This window comes from Bacillus sp. FSL K6-2865 (genome assembly GCF_040311405.1).
GTDB classification, from domain to species: Bacteria; Bacillota; Bacilli; order Bacillales; family Bacillaceae; genus Bacillus; species Bacillus velezensis.
This window is the reverse complement of record NZ_CP152036.1, coordinates 1728838-1744977: the sequence shown is the minus strand read 5'-3', so window position 1 is coordinate 1744977 and position 16140 is coordinate 1728838. Positions and strand designations below refer to the sequence as shown.

15 protein-coding genes and 1 pseudogene are annotated in these 16140 nt (G+C 43.2%); 2 read left to right on the top strand and 14 right to left on the bottom strand.

The annotated features are described in order from the left end of the window. Positions 1-13 precede the first annotated feature (13 nt). Positions 14-691, bottom strand: coding sequence for an MBL fold metallo-hydrolase (locus NYE42_RS08675; protein WP_003154103.1), 678 nt, complete (start codon positions 689-691; stop codon positions 14-16). Positions 692-1431: 740 nt separating this feature from the next. On the opposite strand from NYE42_RS08675, the gene NYE42_RS08670 reads away from it, so the two are divergent. Both NYE42_RS08670 and NYE42_RS08665 read left to right on the top strand, forming a co-directional pair. After that, complete coding sequence (locus NYE42_RS08670; protein ID WP_352426900.1) at positions 1432-1641, top strand: hypothetical protein; 210 nt, start codon at positions 1432-1434, stop codon at positions 1639-1641. A 293-nt stretch (positions 1642-1934) separates the two neighbouring features. Beyond that, positions 1935-2750, top strand: coding sequence for a hypothetical protein (locus NYE42_RS08665; RefSeq protein WP_094032446.1), 816 nt, complete (start codon positions 1935-1937; stop codon positions 2748-2750). Positions 2751-2967: 217 nt separating this feature from the next. Here the strand turns inward: NYE42_RS08665 and NYE42_RS08660 are convergent, their stop codons facing one another. The 13 genes and pseudogenes from NYE42_RS08660 to NYE42_RS08600 all read right to left on the bottom strand — a co-directional run bounded on the left by NYE42_RS08660 (position 2968) and on the right by NYE42_RS08600 (position 16095). Then, on the bottom strand, positions 2968-3333 hold the full coding sequence (locus NYE42_RS08660) for an HNH endonuclease (protein ID WP_094032445.1): 366 nt from the start codon (positions 3331-3333) through the stop codon (positions 2968-2970). Positions 3334-3408: 75 nt separating this feature from the next. Beyond that, complete coding sequence (locus NYE42_RS08655) at positions 3409-3621, bottom strand: hypothetical protein (protein WP_352426899.1); 213 nt, start codon at positions 3619-3621, stop codon at positions 3409-3411. Positions 3622-3652: 31 nt separating this feature from the next. Then, positions 3653-4030: a hypothetical protein gene (locus tag NYE42_RS08650; RefSeq protein WP_352426898.1), complete on the bottom strand. Its 378-nt coding sequence runs from the start codon at positions 4028-4030 to the stop codon at positions 3653-3655. Between the two features lie 460 nt (positions 4031-4490). Next, positions 4491-4760, bottom strand: a pseudogene (locus NYE42_RS08645) (tyrosine-type recombinase/integrase); the annotation flags it as partial. Positions 4761-4847: 87 nt separating this feature from the next. After that, positions 4848-6722 carry a DNA mismatch repair endonuclease MutL gene (gene mutL / locus NYE42_RS08640; RefSeq protein ID WP_342497367.1) on the bottom strand — a complete coding sequence of 625 codons (1875 nt, stop codon included), beginning with the start codon at positions 6720-6722 and terminating at the stop codon, positions 4848-4850. 15 nt (positions 6723-6737) lie between these two features. Further along, positions 6738-9323 (bottom strand): DNA mismatch repair protein MutS, encoded by a 2586-nt coding sequence (gene mutS, locus NYE42_RS08635; protein ID WP_342497480.1) that lies wholly within the window; start codon positions 9321-9323, stop codon positions 6738-6740. A gap of 118 nt (positions 9324-9441) precedes the next feature. Then, positions 9442-9987 (bottom strand): outer spore coat protein CotE, encoded by a 546-nt coding sequence (gene cotE, locus NYE42_RS08630; protein ID WP_003154111.1) that lies wholly within the window; start codon positions 9985-9987, stop codon positions 9442-9444. 252 nt (positions 9988-10239) lie between these two features. Continuing rightward, positions 10240-10671, bottom strand: a complete 432-nt coding sequence (locus tag NYE42_RS08625; protein WP_003154113.1) for a RicAFT regulatory complex protein RicA family protein — start codon at positions 10669-10671, stop codon at positions 10240-10242. A gap of 2 nt (positions 10672-10673) precedes the next feature. Beyond that, entirely contained in the window at positions 10674-12203 is a 1530-nt protein-coding gene (gene miaB / locus NYE42_RS08620) for a tRNA (N6-isopentenyl adenosine(37)-C2)-methylthiotransferase MiaB (protein WP_012117585.1), read from the bottom strand. Positions 12204-12345: 142 nt separating this feature from the next. Next, entirely contained in the window at positions 12346-13524 is a 1179-nt protein-coding gene (locus NYE42_RS08615; RefSeq protein ID WP_352427009.1) for a glycine C-acetyltransferase, read from the bottom strand. Between the two features lie 12 nt (positions 13525-13536). Further along, positions 13537-14583: an L-threonine 3-dehydrogenase gene (gene tdh / locus NYE42_RS08610; protein ID WP_352426897.1), complete on the bottom strand. Its 1047-nt coding sequence runs from the start codon at positions 14581-14583 to the stop codon at positions 13537-13539. Positions 14584-14840: 257 nt separating this feature from the next. Further along, the gene (spoVS, locus tag NYE42_RS08605) at positions 14841-15101 is read right to left on the bottom strand and encodes a stage V sporulation protein SpoVS (protein WP_003154135.1); all 261 of its coding nucleotides are present in this window, start codon (positions 15099-15101) and stop codon (positions 14841-14843) included. A 199-nt stretch (positions 15102-15300) separates the two neighbouring features. After that, entirely contained in the window at positions 15301-16095 is a 795-nt protein-coding gene (locus NYE42_RS08600) for a TIGR00282 family metallophosphoesterase (protein ID WP_003154137.1), read from the bottom strand. Positions 16096-16140: the final 45 nt, after the last annotated feature.

Here is a 16140-nt window from a genome sequence, read left to right as displayed (position 1 = left end):
ACTAAATCACACATTACTTAAAATGAAACAGCCCTTTTTGATTTTTTCTGTTGCGGAAATTCACAAAATGTTCTTTTTTTTCAATCTGAAAGTAAATATTGTTTTTCAAAAGACTCTCCATTTTTTGACCCGGCTTCTCCCCGAAGGAGTGCCCCGGATACACACGCACATGCGGCGGAATGGAGGCTTTGATCCTCTGTATACTGTGAAACATATCTTCAGCTGAGCTGCCCCTGTCCTCACATATACCACACCCTTCTGTAAACACGGTGTCACCGGTAAAAAGATGATCAGATAGCAAATAGCACATTCCCCCGGCCGTATGTCCCGGGGTCAGTATACTTCTGATGATAAACCCTCCGGCCGCAAAGGTTTGGCCGTCTTCAAGCGCTATTAAGTTTCTGCACCGGAATTGATAGAAATCGATTTCCGCCGACGACATGTATATATCAGAATGATAGATTTGCTGAAGCGGCTCCGCCAAGTTTACATGGTCATAATGCGAATGTGTTAATAAAATAGCTGATAAATCAACATCCAATTCATGCAGTTTATCGGTTATTTTATCGATTTCCCAGGACGGGTCCACCGCTATCGCAGATTTTTTTGAGCGGTCTGCGATAATATAGCAATAGTTGGACCACATCTGGTGATAAGTTTTGATTTGATGCACTTCATATGTATGATCCATTGTCACCATTCCCATTTAAAAGATCCGGGCAGACTGCTGCCGCCGCCCAGCCGACTGTAACCACTTTACCAGATGACACCACGTTTTTCCATGGATTTTCCGGTAAAGATAAAAAACTGTTCAAATCAACCAAAAGAACCAGCCGAAGTTTTTAAAATTTGTTATCGTAATATATAAGGAAATAAGAATATTCATTTACATGAATACTTTAGGAGATTTTATTCAGAAAATGAAGAAGGTATAATTTTCGAATAAAAAGAAAGAAAAACAAATCGAGTTTTTATTTTGAAAAGAATTGTCGAAGTAGCCTGAGAGGATACTCAGTCTTTAAATGACTCTCAATCTTGATTCTTATTTCAATTCTTTTCTTCAAGCTAAACTAAAACCATACGGCGGCTTCCCCAAAATATATCAGAATACCTTAGCTCCTTACACCGAATAACAATGTTATGCTTATGAGTTGGCACTAACACACAATTCGAATTAGAAAAAATACGACGTAATTCACACAAAAGATGTTGTTTCTTCACTTTCTTTTGCCAGAATACAGTCCAAAACTTGGAACAGCCGGAGCATTCTCTCCTGAGTATTCTTTTATGCTAGAGATAAAGCATCTTCTGGACCAAACGGCACGTACGCCGCTTGGCGGATTACTTAACCCCTTATGTTTTCCCTTTAAACGGGACTATTGTTGGTGATTATCAAATTTAACCTGTGTTAAGCTTAGACGGGAGGTAATTATGGAAAATAAAAGAAACGCTGAACCGAGCCCAAAAGCTATAAGAATTCTAACTTACATCATTCCTATAGTTTTAATAGGGCTTATCCTTGTTCTTAAGAATATTAATACCGCAGCAGCAGAAATTTCATTTTATATTGTTACTGTCGGTGTGGTTCTCTTAGTGGTTTTCAGTTTAATCAAAAACAGAAAAAAACGCAGGAAGAACTAAATGTAAGGGGGGCTAATTACTAGTCCCCTTTGACTTGCACATTGTCAACTCTCCAAATTCCAATTTTTATTCAAATTCTTCCCCCATCTCTTCCCATGAGAATCATCTTGCTCTTTAAGAGATTTTTCACAAGTAATATTCAATGAAAAATTCGGGACCATACAAAAAGACCCCTTGCTTTTTTTATTGTGCTTCCAGGTTCATCTTCAGTGACAGCAAACTCTTGCAAGTATGGAAATCCTTCCTCTTTTGTTTTAAAATGTTTATGTTCGCAGATAGGAGAGGAGATCATTATGGCTTTATTTATTGCATTGTTTGGTGGTTTCATGGTTATAGGGGCATTTATTGGGGTAATATTGCTGGTTCCGGGAAAAACAAGAAGAACTGGACTTCGGCTGTCTCTTACATGTATCGTTATATTACTTTCAATAGGGTTCATTAATAAGCATTTTCTTAAATATGAAGATGAACCTATTGCGACCATTACGCCAGGCGAATATAAAAAAATAAGAGAAGATATGACTTATGATGAAGTCAAAAAAATTGTTGGCGGGAAAGCGAAATCTGAATATAAAATTAATAAATATTCATCACCAGATTATGATTTTGATGGAGAGGACGGCTTGGAAAATGATGCAACGGTATCTCTTCATTTTGTTGATGATAAGTTAAGTGTTAAAAGTGAATATGGGTTAATTACTAAAAGTGATCAATCAGAATTAGATGACTCACCGTATGTGGATGTAACGGAAAACCCCGAAAATAAAATTAAAGAATTAGTAAATGAACACCTACATAACGTTTCTGTCGAAGATATTGAAGTCAATCAGGATCTTGGAACTAAAGAAAACGGTCAAAACATTGCACTGGTTCACTTGTCCTTTGATTTAAAAAATTCATTAGCAAGAACTAAGAAAATGATTGAATTATATAGTGATGATTTAGCTGCTCGCACAGCAATAGAAGACAAAAGCGTTAGTGAAATCTCTGTATTTTGGAAAGCTCCATACATAGACGAAAACGAAACCCTAGCAAAAGTCTCTTACAAAAGATCCGGTGAAAAGATGAAGGTCAGTGCGAGAAACTATTCTCAACCTTTAAGTTATTAATCAATTTAAATGAAAAAAGCCCTCTCATTAAGGGAGGATTTCATTCCTTCGTGTTACGATGAAATCAACAACAAAACCAGTCGTACCAAGCCCTCTCGGCAAATTTGCTGAGGGGGCTTTCTGCTGTTTCCGGAACTTTGAAAAGCGGTGTTTGTTTGCAGAAGGGGGAGCGCCGTTCTCCGTTCGTTTCCCTTTCAAAGATTTGTTAGCGGGAGGGTCACTTGCCCTTGCTGCCGTGAGCCTTGTTGTGACAGGCGTTACACAAGCTTTCAAGGTTCTTTATGTCTAATCGTTTTGACCAATCTTGCTTTACTTCCACAATATGATGCACCATATCAGCCGGAGTGAAGCAGTGATCTTTCAAACAATGCTGACAGAGATAATTGCCTCTTATCAAAGCAAGTTGTCTTGTTCTTTTCCATGCAGTTGATTTGTAAAAACTTGTTGTTGTTTTGTTTCTTGAATTTTTGTTGTAATGTTTTGTTTCTTCTTGTTGTTGTGTCTTGTGTGCTTCACAGTACCTATCCCGGTTAAAGAGCACGGCAACCACGGAAGCGCATTCCTTTAGTGGCTTTGGCGTCAAGCTATTTCACCTCCGTTCATAATTCACAAAATAAAAACGCCCTTTTAAAAAGGCGCATAACAATATATCCTATAGTTACTCAATTTCAAGCTTTCCATTTATTCTTTTAACACATATTATTTTTGGAAATGTATAAGGACTATCAAATTTATCCAACTTTTTTATTCTTTTATAATTATTTTTACAGCTAAGGACAGGGAATACCACATCAATAATTTCTTTTTGTTCTTTCGAAACTTTAACCGAACCTACTAATACTATTTTCTTACTAGTAATACCTAAACTCAACTTACCTATTTCTTTTTTCTTGTGATAAATTTTAATGTCTGCATAGCAAAAAGTCATTAATAATATCTATGTTTAATTCCTCTAAATTGAATTTTTTAAAAACAGAATTCAAACCATTTTTTATTTCTTTGAAAGTAAACACTTCTTCAACTTTAATTTTCATCTGTTTTTCAACGGAATTATTATATATTTTATTAAATTTATCTTTTAATTCTTCCAAATACTCTTTTATATATCCTCTACTTTTATCTCTATGAGCTATAAAATCTGCAAGTTCGTTTATACTTCTATTATCAGGGCAATGTCGCCTTATTAAAATTAAAAAAGCATAAACATCATATTCTTCAAATGTGGAATTCCTAAACTTTTCGTAATAGTAATAAAATAATTGTTTTTCTTTTGAATCCATAAATTATGTATCCACCTCTATACCACGCAGAGTATTTTTTATTCTTATTCATTTCAATAGCTCTTACTTCACAGACATTCTTGTTTGGAATTGTAGGAATGGCCCTATCTGTTTATTACCTATTACCATAATACCTTATCTAAAACAAAATGGTGTGCAGTTATCGTGCCATCTTTCTGCCAAAATCTTTTTAGTACATTCCTTTTTGCTCTGCCACAGTCATGCCGCTCACCTCCTGTAACACGATGATACCACAAAAAAACACCCAAATTTTCCATTTATCCACAAAATCCACGAATTACCCATATGTTATATACTGTGCAACTGCCCGAAGTACCGTCAGCCCTTTCCACCCTTGTTTTCAAGCGATATCCCTAAAATGAATTCCACGTTTGCTTTTTGAAGGGAATCAATAAAAATATGCAGAAAAAAGACTCATCTTGTTATGAGATGAGCCTGTTTATATCTTGAATTTCTTCATGGCGTTGTTCATGGCATCCTGATTGATTCCAATGTATCGAAGGGTTGTCCGCTGGTCCGAGTGATTAAAAATCTCCTGCAGCATGGCAACATCTTTTGTTTGCTTGTAAAAATGGTACCCGAATGTTTTCCTCAGCATGTGCGTGCCTATATCATCCAAACCGACATGCTCAGCGGCAACCCTTAAAATTTTAAAGGCCATCGACCGGGAAATAGGCTTGTTGATCCTTTTGCGGCCGAAAAGATATTCAGCATTAACCGGTTTGATGAATACCTAAACAGCTAAAATCCGTGGGCAAAATGTGGGCACGAAGGGTACAACCCACACAGAACCCTGCTACATCACACGCTTAAACATCTTCTCCATCTCATACGTACTGTGGTGAATTATAATCGGCCTGCCGTGCGGGCATGTGAACGGGTCTGTCGTTCGGCGCAGGTCGTCCAAGAGCGCTTTGATTTCATCGTTTCGCAAATGGCGGTTCGCTTTGATTGAGCCTTTGCAGCTCATCATAATGGCCGCTTCCTCCCGCAGTTTTTTAATATCGATCTGTTTGGCGTCAAGCACCTGCTGAATGATTTCTTCAATCAGTTCAGCTTCTTCCCCTTTTGGAAACCAGGCCGGATGGCAGCGAACGATGTAGCTGTTCGTGCCGAATGCTTCTAAAAATACTCCGACGCTTTCAAGCTCATGCTGATGCTGGTCAATGATCAGCGCTTCATTTGCCGCATAATGAAAGGTGAGCGGCACGATCATATCCTGCACTTCAGGCTCGACCTGCCCGACTTTCTCCCGGAAATATTCGTATTTAATCCGTTCTTGGGCCGCATGCTGGTCAATGATATACAAGCCGTTTTCGTTTTGGGCTAAAATATATGTCCCGTGCATTTGGCCGATCGGATACATCACCGGAACTCTTTCTTCACGTATTTCTTCAGAGACAGCTTCCGGTTCCGGAGTATCGGAAACAGGCGCTTCCGTTTCGGGCATGCCGATCTCCGGCGGCACATCGTGATCCGCTTCATTCGGGAGGATCTCTTCTTCTATTATTACCGGCTCAGGCTCTTTTACGACCGAACTCAGCTTCATTGGTGAGTAAGACGGCTCCGGCGTTTTTTCAGGAAGTTTCCGCTCAGGCGCGCTTTCCTCGAATGTCATAAATTGCTGTTCGTTTTTGGCCGGTGCCGGCGCGGATTTTTTCGGGAGCTGGGCGCTCGGAATAAGCCGCTGCTTTTGAAACACTTCCTTTATCCCGTCACGGATCAGCTCATGCAGCTCCGTCTCTTTGCTGAGGCGGACTTCAAGCTTCGAGGGATGGACATTGACATCGACCAAAATCGGGTCCATCGTAATTTCGATAAACGTAATCGGATGGCGGCCGATCGGCAGTAGTGTGTGATAGCCCTCATGCACCGCTTTTACAAGCGGGAAATTCTTAATGTATCTTCCGTTAATGACAGATGACATGTAGTTTCTGGATGCACGCGTGATTTCCGGAAGCGCAATGTAGCCCTTGACTTCAAAATCAAGCGAGCTGACATGGAGCGGTATCATTTTTTTCGCAACCGCCGTCCCGTAAATTGCGGCCAGCACATGGCGCACATCCCCGTTACCGTTTGTCTGCAGCAGATTTTTCCCCTGATGGCGGAGACGGATCGATACTTCCGGATGCGCAAGAGCGATCCGGTTGACAACATCCGTAATATTGCCGAGCTCCGTATGCACGGTTTTCATATATTTCAATCTGGCGGGTGTATTGAAAAACAGGTTGGTAACGATAATTTCCGTTCCTTTTCTGCTGGAGGATTTCTGCTCAGAAATGATATTCCCGCCCTGAAGAATGAGATGGGCTCCCGCTCCCTCGCCGATACTCGTTTTGATTTCCAGATGAGAAACAGACGCGATACTTGGCAAAGCTTCTCCGCGGAAACCGAGTGTTCTCACCCGGAACAGGTCGTTTTCATCTTTGATTTTACTGGTCGCGTGGCGGCGGAAAGCCCGCTTGCAATCATCGGTTTCCATCCCTTCGCCGTTATCGAGCACCCGAATCGACGAAAGCCCCGCTTCCTCTATGTCGATTTCAATGACTGTGCTGTTTGCGTCGATGGCGTTTTCCACCAATTCTTTAACGACTGAGGCAGGCCGTTCGACCACCTCGCCGGCCGCTATTTTATTTGAGAGTTCATCTGAGAGCTGGATGACTTTTGCCAAGTCCGTCACCTCTTTCTATTTTAATTTTTTTTGCAGCTTGTACATTTCATTCATCGCCTCAAGCGGCGTCATATCGAGAATATTGATTGACTTAAAAGCTTCAAGCACTTGTTTTTCTTTATTAGAAACAGCCGGTGCCTTCTGTTCTTTTTCACCGTCAGCAAAAAAGGACAGCTGTGCCGGTTCTTCTCTGACGGCGGACTTTTTCTCAGATACCGCCGGAAGCTCCGGTTTATCTCCCGTCTGCTCAAGCTGTTTCAAAATCTCCTGCGCGCGGCTGATCAGATCGTCCGGGAGCTCGGCAAGCTGGGCGACATGAATGCCGTAACTTTTATCTGCGGCTCCTTCTTTGATTTGATGGAGAAACACGACCGTTCCGTTATATTCCTCTGCGCGCACATGAACGTTTTTCAGCTGAGGAAGCTTATCTTCAAGCACCGTCAGCTCATGATAATGCGTGCTGAACAGTGTTTTAGCGCCGATATGATCATGGACATACTCAATAATCGCCTGTGCCAGCGCCATTCCGTCGTACGTTGATGTCCCGCGGCCGATTTCATCAAACAGGATCAGGCTGTCTTTTGTGGCGTTCACAATCGCGTTTTTCGCTTCCAGCATTTCCACCATAAAGGTGCTTTGTCCGGAAATCAAATCATCCGCTGCCCCGATTCTCGTGAAGATTTGATCAAAAATCGGCAGAACCGCTTCTTTTGCAGGCACAAAACAGCCGATCTGGGCCATGATCGATAAAAGTGCGATCTGTCTCATGTACGTGCTTTTACCTGACATATTCGGACCCGTAATCAGGAGCATTTCCCGCGAATCGCCCATCAGGCAGTTGTTCGGCACGTATTCTTGACTGTCCATCACCTTTTCAACGACGGGGTGTCTCCCTTCAATGACTTTTACTTCATTATCAGAAAAGACGGGCTTTGTGTAATGCCTGTTTTCACTGATCGTAGCAAAGCATTGCAGTGCGTCAAGCTCACTCATTTGTTTGGCAAGACGCTGCAAGCGCGGAATAAATTGTTTCACCTTTTCACGCAGTCCGGCAAAAAGCTCATATTCCAGCTCGCAGATGTTGTTTTCCGCTTCTAAAATAAGCGCTTCTTTTTCCTTCAATTCCGGCGTAATGTACCGTTCGGCGTTTGTGAGGGTCTGCTTCCGCTCATACCGTCCGTCTTCAAGCAGATGAAGGTTTGCTTTTGTGACTTCAATATAATAGCCGAACACTTTATTGAAACCGACCTTTAATGAACGGATGCCCGTATAAGCGCGTTCCTGCTGCTCCAGTCTGGCAATCCAGTCTTTACCGTTTTTGCTGGCGTCACGGTACTCATCGAGCTTCTGATGATAGCCGTCTTTAATTAAATTGCCTTCTTTTAACGATAACGGCGGGTTTTCATGAAGGGCTTCTTCTAACAGGTCAAGCAAATCTCCGCACGGATCAATCAAGCCGGCGCGTTCTTTTGCTTTTTTATGGTTAAGAGACCCTACAAGCTCTTTGATGCTCGGCACTTGTTTTAAAGATTCTTTCAGCTGGATTAAATCCCTTGCGTTGACGTTTCCGAATGCGACCCGGCCCGCCAGACGTTCTAAATCGTATACTTCTTTCAGGCGCTCTCGCAGATCTTCACGCTCAAACAGATGATTGATCAGCGTCTCGACCATTTCCTGGCGTTCTTCGATTTGGGATGCCCTGATCAGCGGGCGGTCAATCCATTGTTTGAGAAGCCGGCCGCCCATCGCTGTTTTCGTCTCGTCTAAAAGCCAAAGCAATGACCCTTTTTTGCTTTTCGAACGGATCGTTTCCGTCAGCTCAAGATTCCGTTTTGAATACAGGTCAATTTTCATCGCTTCTTCCAATTCATATACATGAACCGGCTGCAGATGATCCAGGCTCCGTTTTTGCGTTTTCTGCAAATACGTATATAAACGCATAAACGTCTCTGTCAGCTCTTCGCCCGGCAAGTGCTTTGCGATTTCAATGCGTTCTGTTATTTCCCCGTCTTCGATGGAAATCGTGGCGCCGCACCGTTCTTTCAGCTGAGCAGCTGTATGTTCGTTAAACTTGCTCGATACGACAATTTCCTTTGCGCCGACTGAGTAAATTTCTGACATGACATCTTCAATCCGCTCAATAAATACGGCCAGGTTTTCTCCGGTCGTTAAGTCCGATAAAGCGAGACCGTATCCGTCACGGAATTCGGAAACGGAAGCGATAAAGTTGTTTTCCGATTCATGAATGCCTTTTCCATCCATCACGGTTCCCGGTGTGATCAGCTGGACGACTTCTCTTTTCACAACGCCTTTAGCCGCCTTCGGATCTTCCGTCTGCTCACAGATCGCCACTTTATAACCCTTTTTAATCAGCTGTTCAATATAAGCCGCCGCGGAATGATACGGCACGCCGCACATCGGAATTTTATCAGCCGAACCTCCGTCTCTGCTTGTCAGTGTAATTTCAAGCTCTTGTGACGCTTTTTTTGCATCTTCAAAAAACATTTCATAAAAGTCACCAAGCCGAAAAAATAAAAAGGCATCTTGGTGCTCTGCCTTTATCTTCAAGTATTGCTGTATCATAGGCGTGTAACTAGCCATCATTTAATCCCTCACTATGTATCTTCTCTTATCCGAATCCCATTATAACATAAACAAAAGAGTGATATCTTTATATATAAAAAAGAGACTTGGGGTGTTAAACTCCCCTAGCCTCAACTTATTCTTCAGGATCTCCGACTAAAAATTCAGGGTTAATGTCCTCTAATTCTTCATCAAGATCGTCTTCCCAATCATCATCATCGTCTTCTTCCCAGTCAGGATTGACTTCGACGACGACTTTCGTTTCACCGACCACTTCTGCTAAAAATTCTCTCTCTGCCTGAACCACGATTTTATTTCCGTTAGGAGAAATGGTGACTTCAAGACAATTCGGCTGCTGCAGCACTTTGGCAATGACTTCGTGTTCGTCATCTAAGTAATTTGTGTCTCTGTATCTGAGTTTAATCACATCGACATACTTTACTCTCTCGGTTACAACTTCCGTTTTTGTATTATCGGCGTAAGAGTACCAGACGTTTATATCATAATACCCTTCAATTTCTACAGTCTTCCCGATCTTTTCGGCATCGTACTTGTGGTTGATAATCCAGCCGCCCAATATACTTGACGGTTTTTCTCCAGGTGAGATCGTGTTGGTGCATTGGGTGAATTTTCTTCCTTTCGCAACTACCGCTTTCGTAATAATTTCCCTGTATTCAGACATTCCGGCAGGCCTCCTTGTTCTTCTTCGTGTTATCTTATGCTGGGCATTTGTCTCATGTGCATTTTTATAATAAAAATATAAAAATACAAAGTTTCTGTTTCATTGTATGCAGCCCTGCCCAGAAACTTTACCTTTAAGTATGATAAAACTTTCCAGTAAAATGGGACAAAACGGTGAGTCAATGAAACTTTAGTACATATTACAATTAGTTCTCAACCAGCAAAAAAACACGGGCCGATGAAGGCCCCGTGTTTAAATAGAACAGCTGTTATTCGAATGTTTTACTTTTGAACCGGTTTCTCCCGTCAGCAGGTTGCCTCCGGTAGATGTAATGATTTCGTTTGTCACCTGATTTGAGATCGTATGTGCGACAAGCTGAAGAAGGTCATTGACCTCAATCTGGGAATCTCTGAATTCCTGAATGATCGGAATCCCTTCAAGTTCTTCCTGCAGGGCGTCAATTTTACTTTCCACTTGTTTCAGCGCTTCAAGCTTTTCGTAGTGCTTCAGGTTAACGGCTTGCTTTTGCAGGGTTTTAATCTGATTAATAATCGCAGAGACTTTTTCATTTTCGTTAATCTGCGCCTCGGCGCGTTTGAAAAAATCAACTTCTTCTGTTTCAGAAATCATTTTCGCAAGGTTCCTAGCCTGCTGTACAATGTCTTTCTTTGAGTAAAGCGTCATTATTATTTCACCTCGATTGCTTCTCCTGCCATCACACCGTCAAGCGACCATGTTTTCGCCTGTTCGATTTTGACGCGTACAATCTTGCCGATGGCGTCTTTCGGCCCTTTGAAGTTGACGAGCTTGCTTTTTTCCGTATAGCCGGCAAGAATGTCAGGGTTATTTTTGCTTTCTCCCTCAACTAATACTTCGACAGTCCTGCCTTCATATTCCTTCATTTTTTTGGCTGAAATTTCTTTCACCAAATCATTGAGGCGCTGAAGACGTTCTTTCTTGACCCTCATCGGAACATTGTCTTTCATCTTCGCTGCCGGCGTGCCTTCACGAGGAGAGTAAATAAACGTATATGCGCTGTCAAATTCCACTTCGCGATATAACGAAAGCGTTTCTTCAAATTGTTCATCGGTTTCATTCGGAAAACCGACAATAATATCGGTCGTCAGTGAAGCGTTCGGCATCGCCGCTTTAATTTTTCCGACAAGCTCCAGATAGCGTTCTCTGTCATATTTGCGCGCCATCATTTTTAACATCGCTGAGCTTCCTGATTGAACCGGAAGATGGATATGGTCAAGAAGGTTGCCGCCTTTGGCGAGCACTTCGATCAGATGATCATCAAAGTCACGCGGATGACTCGTCGTGAATCGGATTCTCGGAATATCAATTTTACGCAGTTCGTCCATTAAATCACCGAGACCGTACGTCATATCCTCAAAATCTTTTCCGTACGCATTCACGTTTTGACCGAGCAGTGTGATTTCTTTATAGCCTTCGCTTGCAAGTCTTCTGACTTCCTGGATAATTTCCTCAGGACGGCGGCTTCGTTCTTTTCCGCGGGTATACGGTACGATGCAGTATGTGCAGAACTTGTCACAGCCGTACATAATGTTGACCCAGCCTTTAATTTTTCCGTTGCGGACTTTCGGAAGGTTTTCAATGACATCCCCTTCCTTCGACCACACTTCAATGACCATCTCTTTTGATAAATATGCCTCTGATAACAGTTCCGGCAGACGGTGAATGTTGTGCGTGCCGAAAATCATATCGACAAACGGGTGCTTCTTAAGGATGCGGTTTACGACTGATTCTTCCTGTGACATGCAGCCGCAGACGCCGAGAATCAAGTCCGGGTTATTTTTTTTGAGCGCCTTTAAATGGCCGAGCTCGCCGAACACTTTGTTTTCAGCATTTTCCCGGATAGCGCAAGTGTTTAATAAAATAACGTTCGCGTCATCAACCGAATTTGTCGCTTCATAACCGAGCGCCATAAAAATACCCGCCATGACTTCCGTATCATGCTCGTTCATTTGGCATCCGTACGTGCGGATATAAAATTTCCTGCCTTCACCGAGGCCTTTAAATTCTTCTGAGATTTTAAAATCGTTATGATATTGAACGGATTCTTTGCCCCGTTTTTTCGCATCTTTTAAAGAAGGCGGAATATATACGGCTTCAAAATACTTGCTGTAATCCTTTTCGGATGTTTTGTCCGCCGGATTCACTTGTCCGCTTTCCTGCTTTTGCTTTTCATTCATGTTCGAATGTCTCCTTTCAACCGAAACTTCCACCCTCAAGTATACTGGTTAAAAGCGTATGACACAACCGCCAGCCTATTATTGTACACCTTATTGAGAATAAGAATCAATAAGAAATAAAAAAGAGGGAATCATTTCCCCCTTACACAAGCTGCAGCTCTTTTGCGGCTGAACGGATTACTTCCAGGGCCCGGTCAAGCTCCTCTTTTGTATGCTCCGCCGTAATAATGGTGCGGATTCTCGCTTTTCCTTGGGCGACCGTCGGATACACGATGCTTTGTGCAAAGACGCCGCGGGTCAATAAAAGGTCTGATAATGCCTGGGCTTTTTCTTCCTCCCCTATTAATATCGGCACGATCGGTGTTTCGCTTTTTGTGAGGGTCAGCCCCATTTGAACCAGTTTGTCTTTGAAATACGCCGTGTTCTCCCATAGCTTTTCCATATGCTCCGGCTCTTCCAGCAGGACGTCAATGGCTTCTATACATGCGGCCGTTACCGCAGGCGGATGAGAAGTGCTGAATAAGAAAGGACGCCCTTTATGGCGCAGGTAATCGATCAGAACCTGCGACCCTGCGGCATAACCGCCAAGCACTCCGATGGCTTTGCTTAATGTGCCCACCTGTATGTGGACTCTTCCGTCAAGCCCGAAGTGATTAACCGTTCCCCTTCCGTTTTTTCCGAGTACGCCGGAAGCATGCGCGTCGTCGACCATCACAAAGGCATCGTACGCCTCTGCAAGTTTGACGATGTCAGGCAAAGGAGCGATGTTGCCGTCCATTGAGAATACGCCGTCGGTGACGATCAGGCGCATGCGGTAATTCATTGATTTTTTCAGCACCCTTTCCAAATCGTCCATATCAACATGGCGGTACACCTTTTTATCTGCTTTCGTCAGCCTGATCCCGTCAATAATGGAAGCATGGTTCAGTTCGTCAGAGATCACGATATCTTCTTTTGTAAGAATGCTTGATAAGACGCCCTGATTCGTTGTGAACCCCGATTGAAAAACAAGTGCCGCTTCTGTTTTTTTAAAGTTTGCCAATTTTTTCTCCAGCTCATTGTGCATTGTGAATGTTCCGGCGATTGTCCGGACGGACCCCGTACCCGCTCCGAATTCTTCCGCGGCGCGTTTGGCCGCTTCGACAAGCCTTGGATGCGACGTCATACCGAGATAATTGTTCGATGAAAGCTGTATCACGTTTTCCCCTTTGACTTCCACCGACGAACCCTGCTTCGTTTCAATTTGTTTCATTTGCTGCCACGTTTTATTTTCTTTCATTTTATCAAGCTCTGCTTTTAGAAATTCAAATTCTTTCATTATAGAACCCTCCCCTTATGGAATCAAAATGACTTTGCCGCACTGGCCCTTTCTCATCAGGTCAAACCCTTTTTCAAAGTCTTCAAGCGGAAACTGATGCGTGATCACCGGCGTCAGATCAACAAGGCCGGATTCAAGCAGGTGCGATACCTGCCGCCATGTTTCAAACATTTTTCTGCCTGTGATGCCTTGGACGGTAAGTCCTTTAAACACCACGTCATTTGTCAGGTCAACCGTCACCGGACGTTCCGGCAGACTCAGCATATGGAACCTTCCCCCGTTGGCCGCCATCTTTAATCCTTGTGCGATAGCTGCCGGGTGGCCTGACATTTCGCAGACAAGGTCGATCCCTTCTCCGCCTGTTAAGGTATCGATCACCTCAAGCGGATCTTCCTTATCAGCTGAAATGGTGATCGTGGCTCCCAATTTCTTCGCAAGAGCCAGCCTGTAATTATTTTTATCAATGGCCGCAATACGGGATGCACCGGCCGCTTTAGCCACTGCCACCGCCATCAGCCCGATCGGTCCGCAGCCGATAATTGCAGCGGAACCGCCCGCAAGCTGGCTGCTTTCCAGCACCGTATGCACCGCGTTGCCAAGCGGCTCTTGAACAGAAGCGACGGCGGGGTCCATATCAGCGGGATTTTTCCAAACATTTCGAGCCGGCACTTTGACATATTCAGCGAAGGAACCGGCTGTATCTACGCCGAGGATCTTTGTATGGGTGCACACATGATGTTTTCCTGTTAAACAAGGAACACAAGTACCGCAGACGAAGTGGGTTTCAGCCGAAACGTAGTCACCTATTTTGACATTTGTGACGTGCTTGCCCGTTTCCGCTATGATACCGCTGAATTCATGTCCGAATACTTGAGGTGTTTTGATTCGTTTCTGCGCCCATTGATCCCAATTATAAATATGCACATCTGTACCGCATATAGATGCGGCCTGTACTTTAATGAGAACTTCATTCCCATTAATGGAAGGTATGGGAATTTCTTTCAGAGTTGCTCCGAAAGCGTTTTCATTTTTGACGATAGCTTTCATCTTTCCTCCCAACACGTACACTCCTCCTCGAAAAAACACTGTAATAACTGGATTGTAACATGATATAAAAAGGAGGTAAATACCAGTGTCCACTCCGAGAAAACAACTGCTTCCGTCCGGAAAAATGGGCGGGATTTTTTTTGAATATTATATGAATAAAGCCATTTATCATCTCTTCGTACTATCAATATAATATTGTGAGAAAATATGACAACAATAAAAACAACCCGCTCGCCTTACGCAAGCAGGTTGAGAATGTCATGTTTTTGTTTTTAACGGGGTTCGACGATTAACTTAATCGCCGTTCTTTCTTCTCCGTCAATCTGTATATCTGTAAAAGCCGGAATACAAATCAAATCTACGCCGCTTGGCGCGACAAAGCCTCTGGCAATCGCAACCGCTTTAACAGCCTGGTTTAAGGCGCCCGCCCCAATTGCTTGAATTTCGGCGGCTCCGCGTTCCCTCAATACACCGGCAAGCGCGCCTGCTACTGAATTTGGACTTGATTTTGCTGAAACTTTTAAGATTTCCATTTCTGCTCCCCCTTAGTTTTACAATGGATAAGTGAGTGTTCATTAGAACAATCATTATTAGATGTTGCTATCCAAAAAGCCATCCCCACAATGCTTTTCAAAAATAGCGGGCTACCTTCCATTTCTACTATATTCACTAAGAAGTTGCTATATTCCTGCTTTTCCTTTTAATATTTTTATAAAATAAACACATGATCACCTATTCAAAGAACATATGGTCATCATTGATTAATATCCGTTCGATATTTACGGCCTTTTTCGTTTGATCGTCGATGTCAATGAGCACTCCGCTCAGCGTAGTTTTACCTTCCGCCACCGTAAACCGGACGGGAAGATTGGTTTTAAACCGCTTGATGACCGTTTCTCTGTCCATACCGAGAATTCCGTCGTACGGACCCGTCATGCCTACATCAGTAATATATGCCGTTCCTTTCGGCAAAATGCGGTTATCTGCCGTTTGCACGTGTGTATGGGTGCCTACCACGGCAGAGGCTCTTCCGTCTGTGTACCAGCCGATCGCAATTTTTTCGCTTGTCGCTTCGGCGTGAAAATCAATAAAAATGTACGGCGTGCGCTTTTTCGCTTCTTCTATTAATTCATCCGCTTTAGCAAACGGATCATCAAGCGGCGGAAGAAACGTCCGCCCCTGTAAATTAATGACGGCAAGCTCTTTTCCGTTCGATTTAATATAAGTAATGCCTTTGCCCGGCGTACCTTCCGGGAAATTCGCCGGCCGGACAAGATGCGGCACATCATCAATAAAGTCGAAGATCTCTCTTTTATCCCACGTATGGTTTCCCATTGTAATGGCATCTGCTCCCGCTTCCATCAGGCTGTGGTAGATCTTTTCCGTCAGTCCTTTTCCGTGTGCTGCATTTTCTCCGTTAATAATTGTAAAATGCGGTTTATGTTTTGCTTTCAGTTTCGGGACATATTCTTTTACCATGTCGCGGCCCGGGGAACCGACAACATCTCCGATAAATAAAATTCTCATACATTCCATTCCTTCCTTTTCAGGGACTCAAAAAAATAAAGTGAT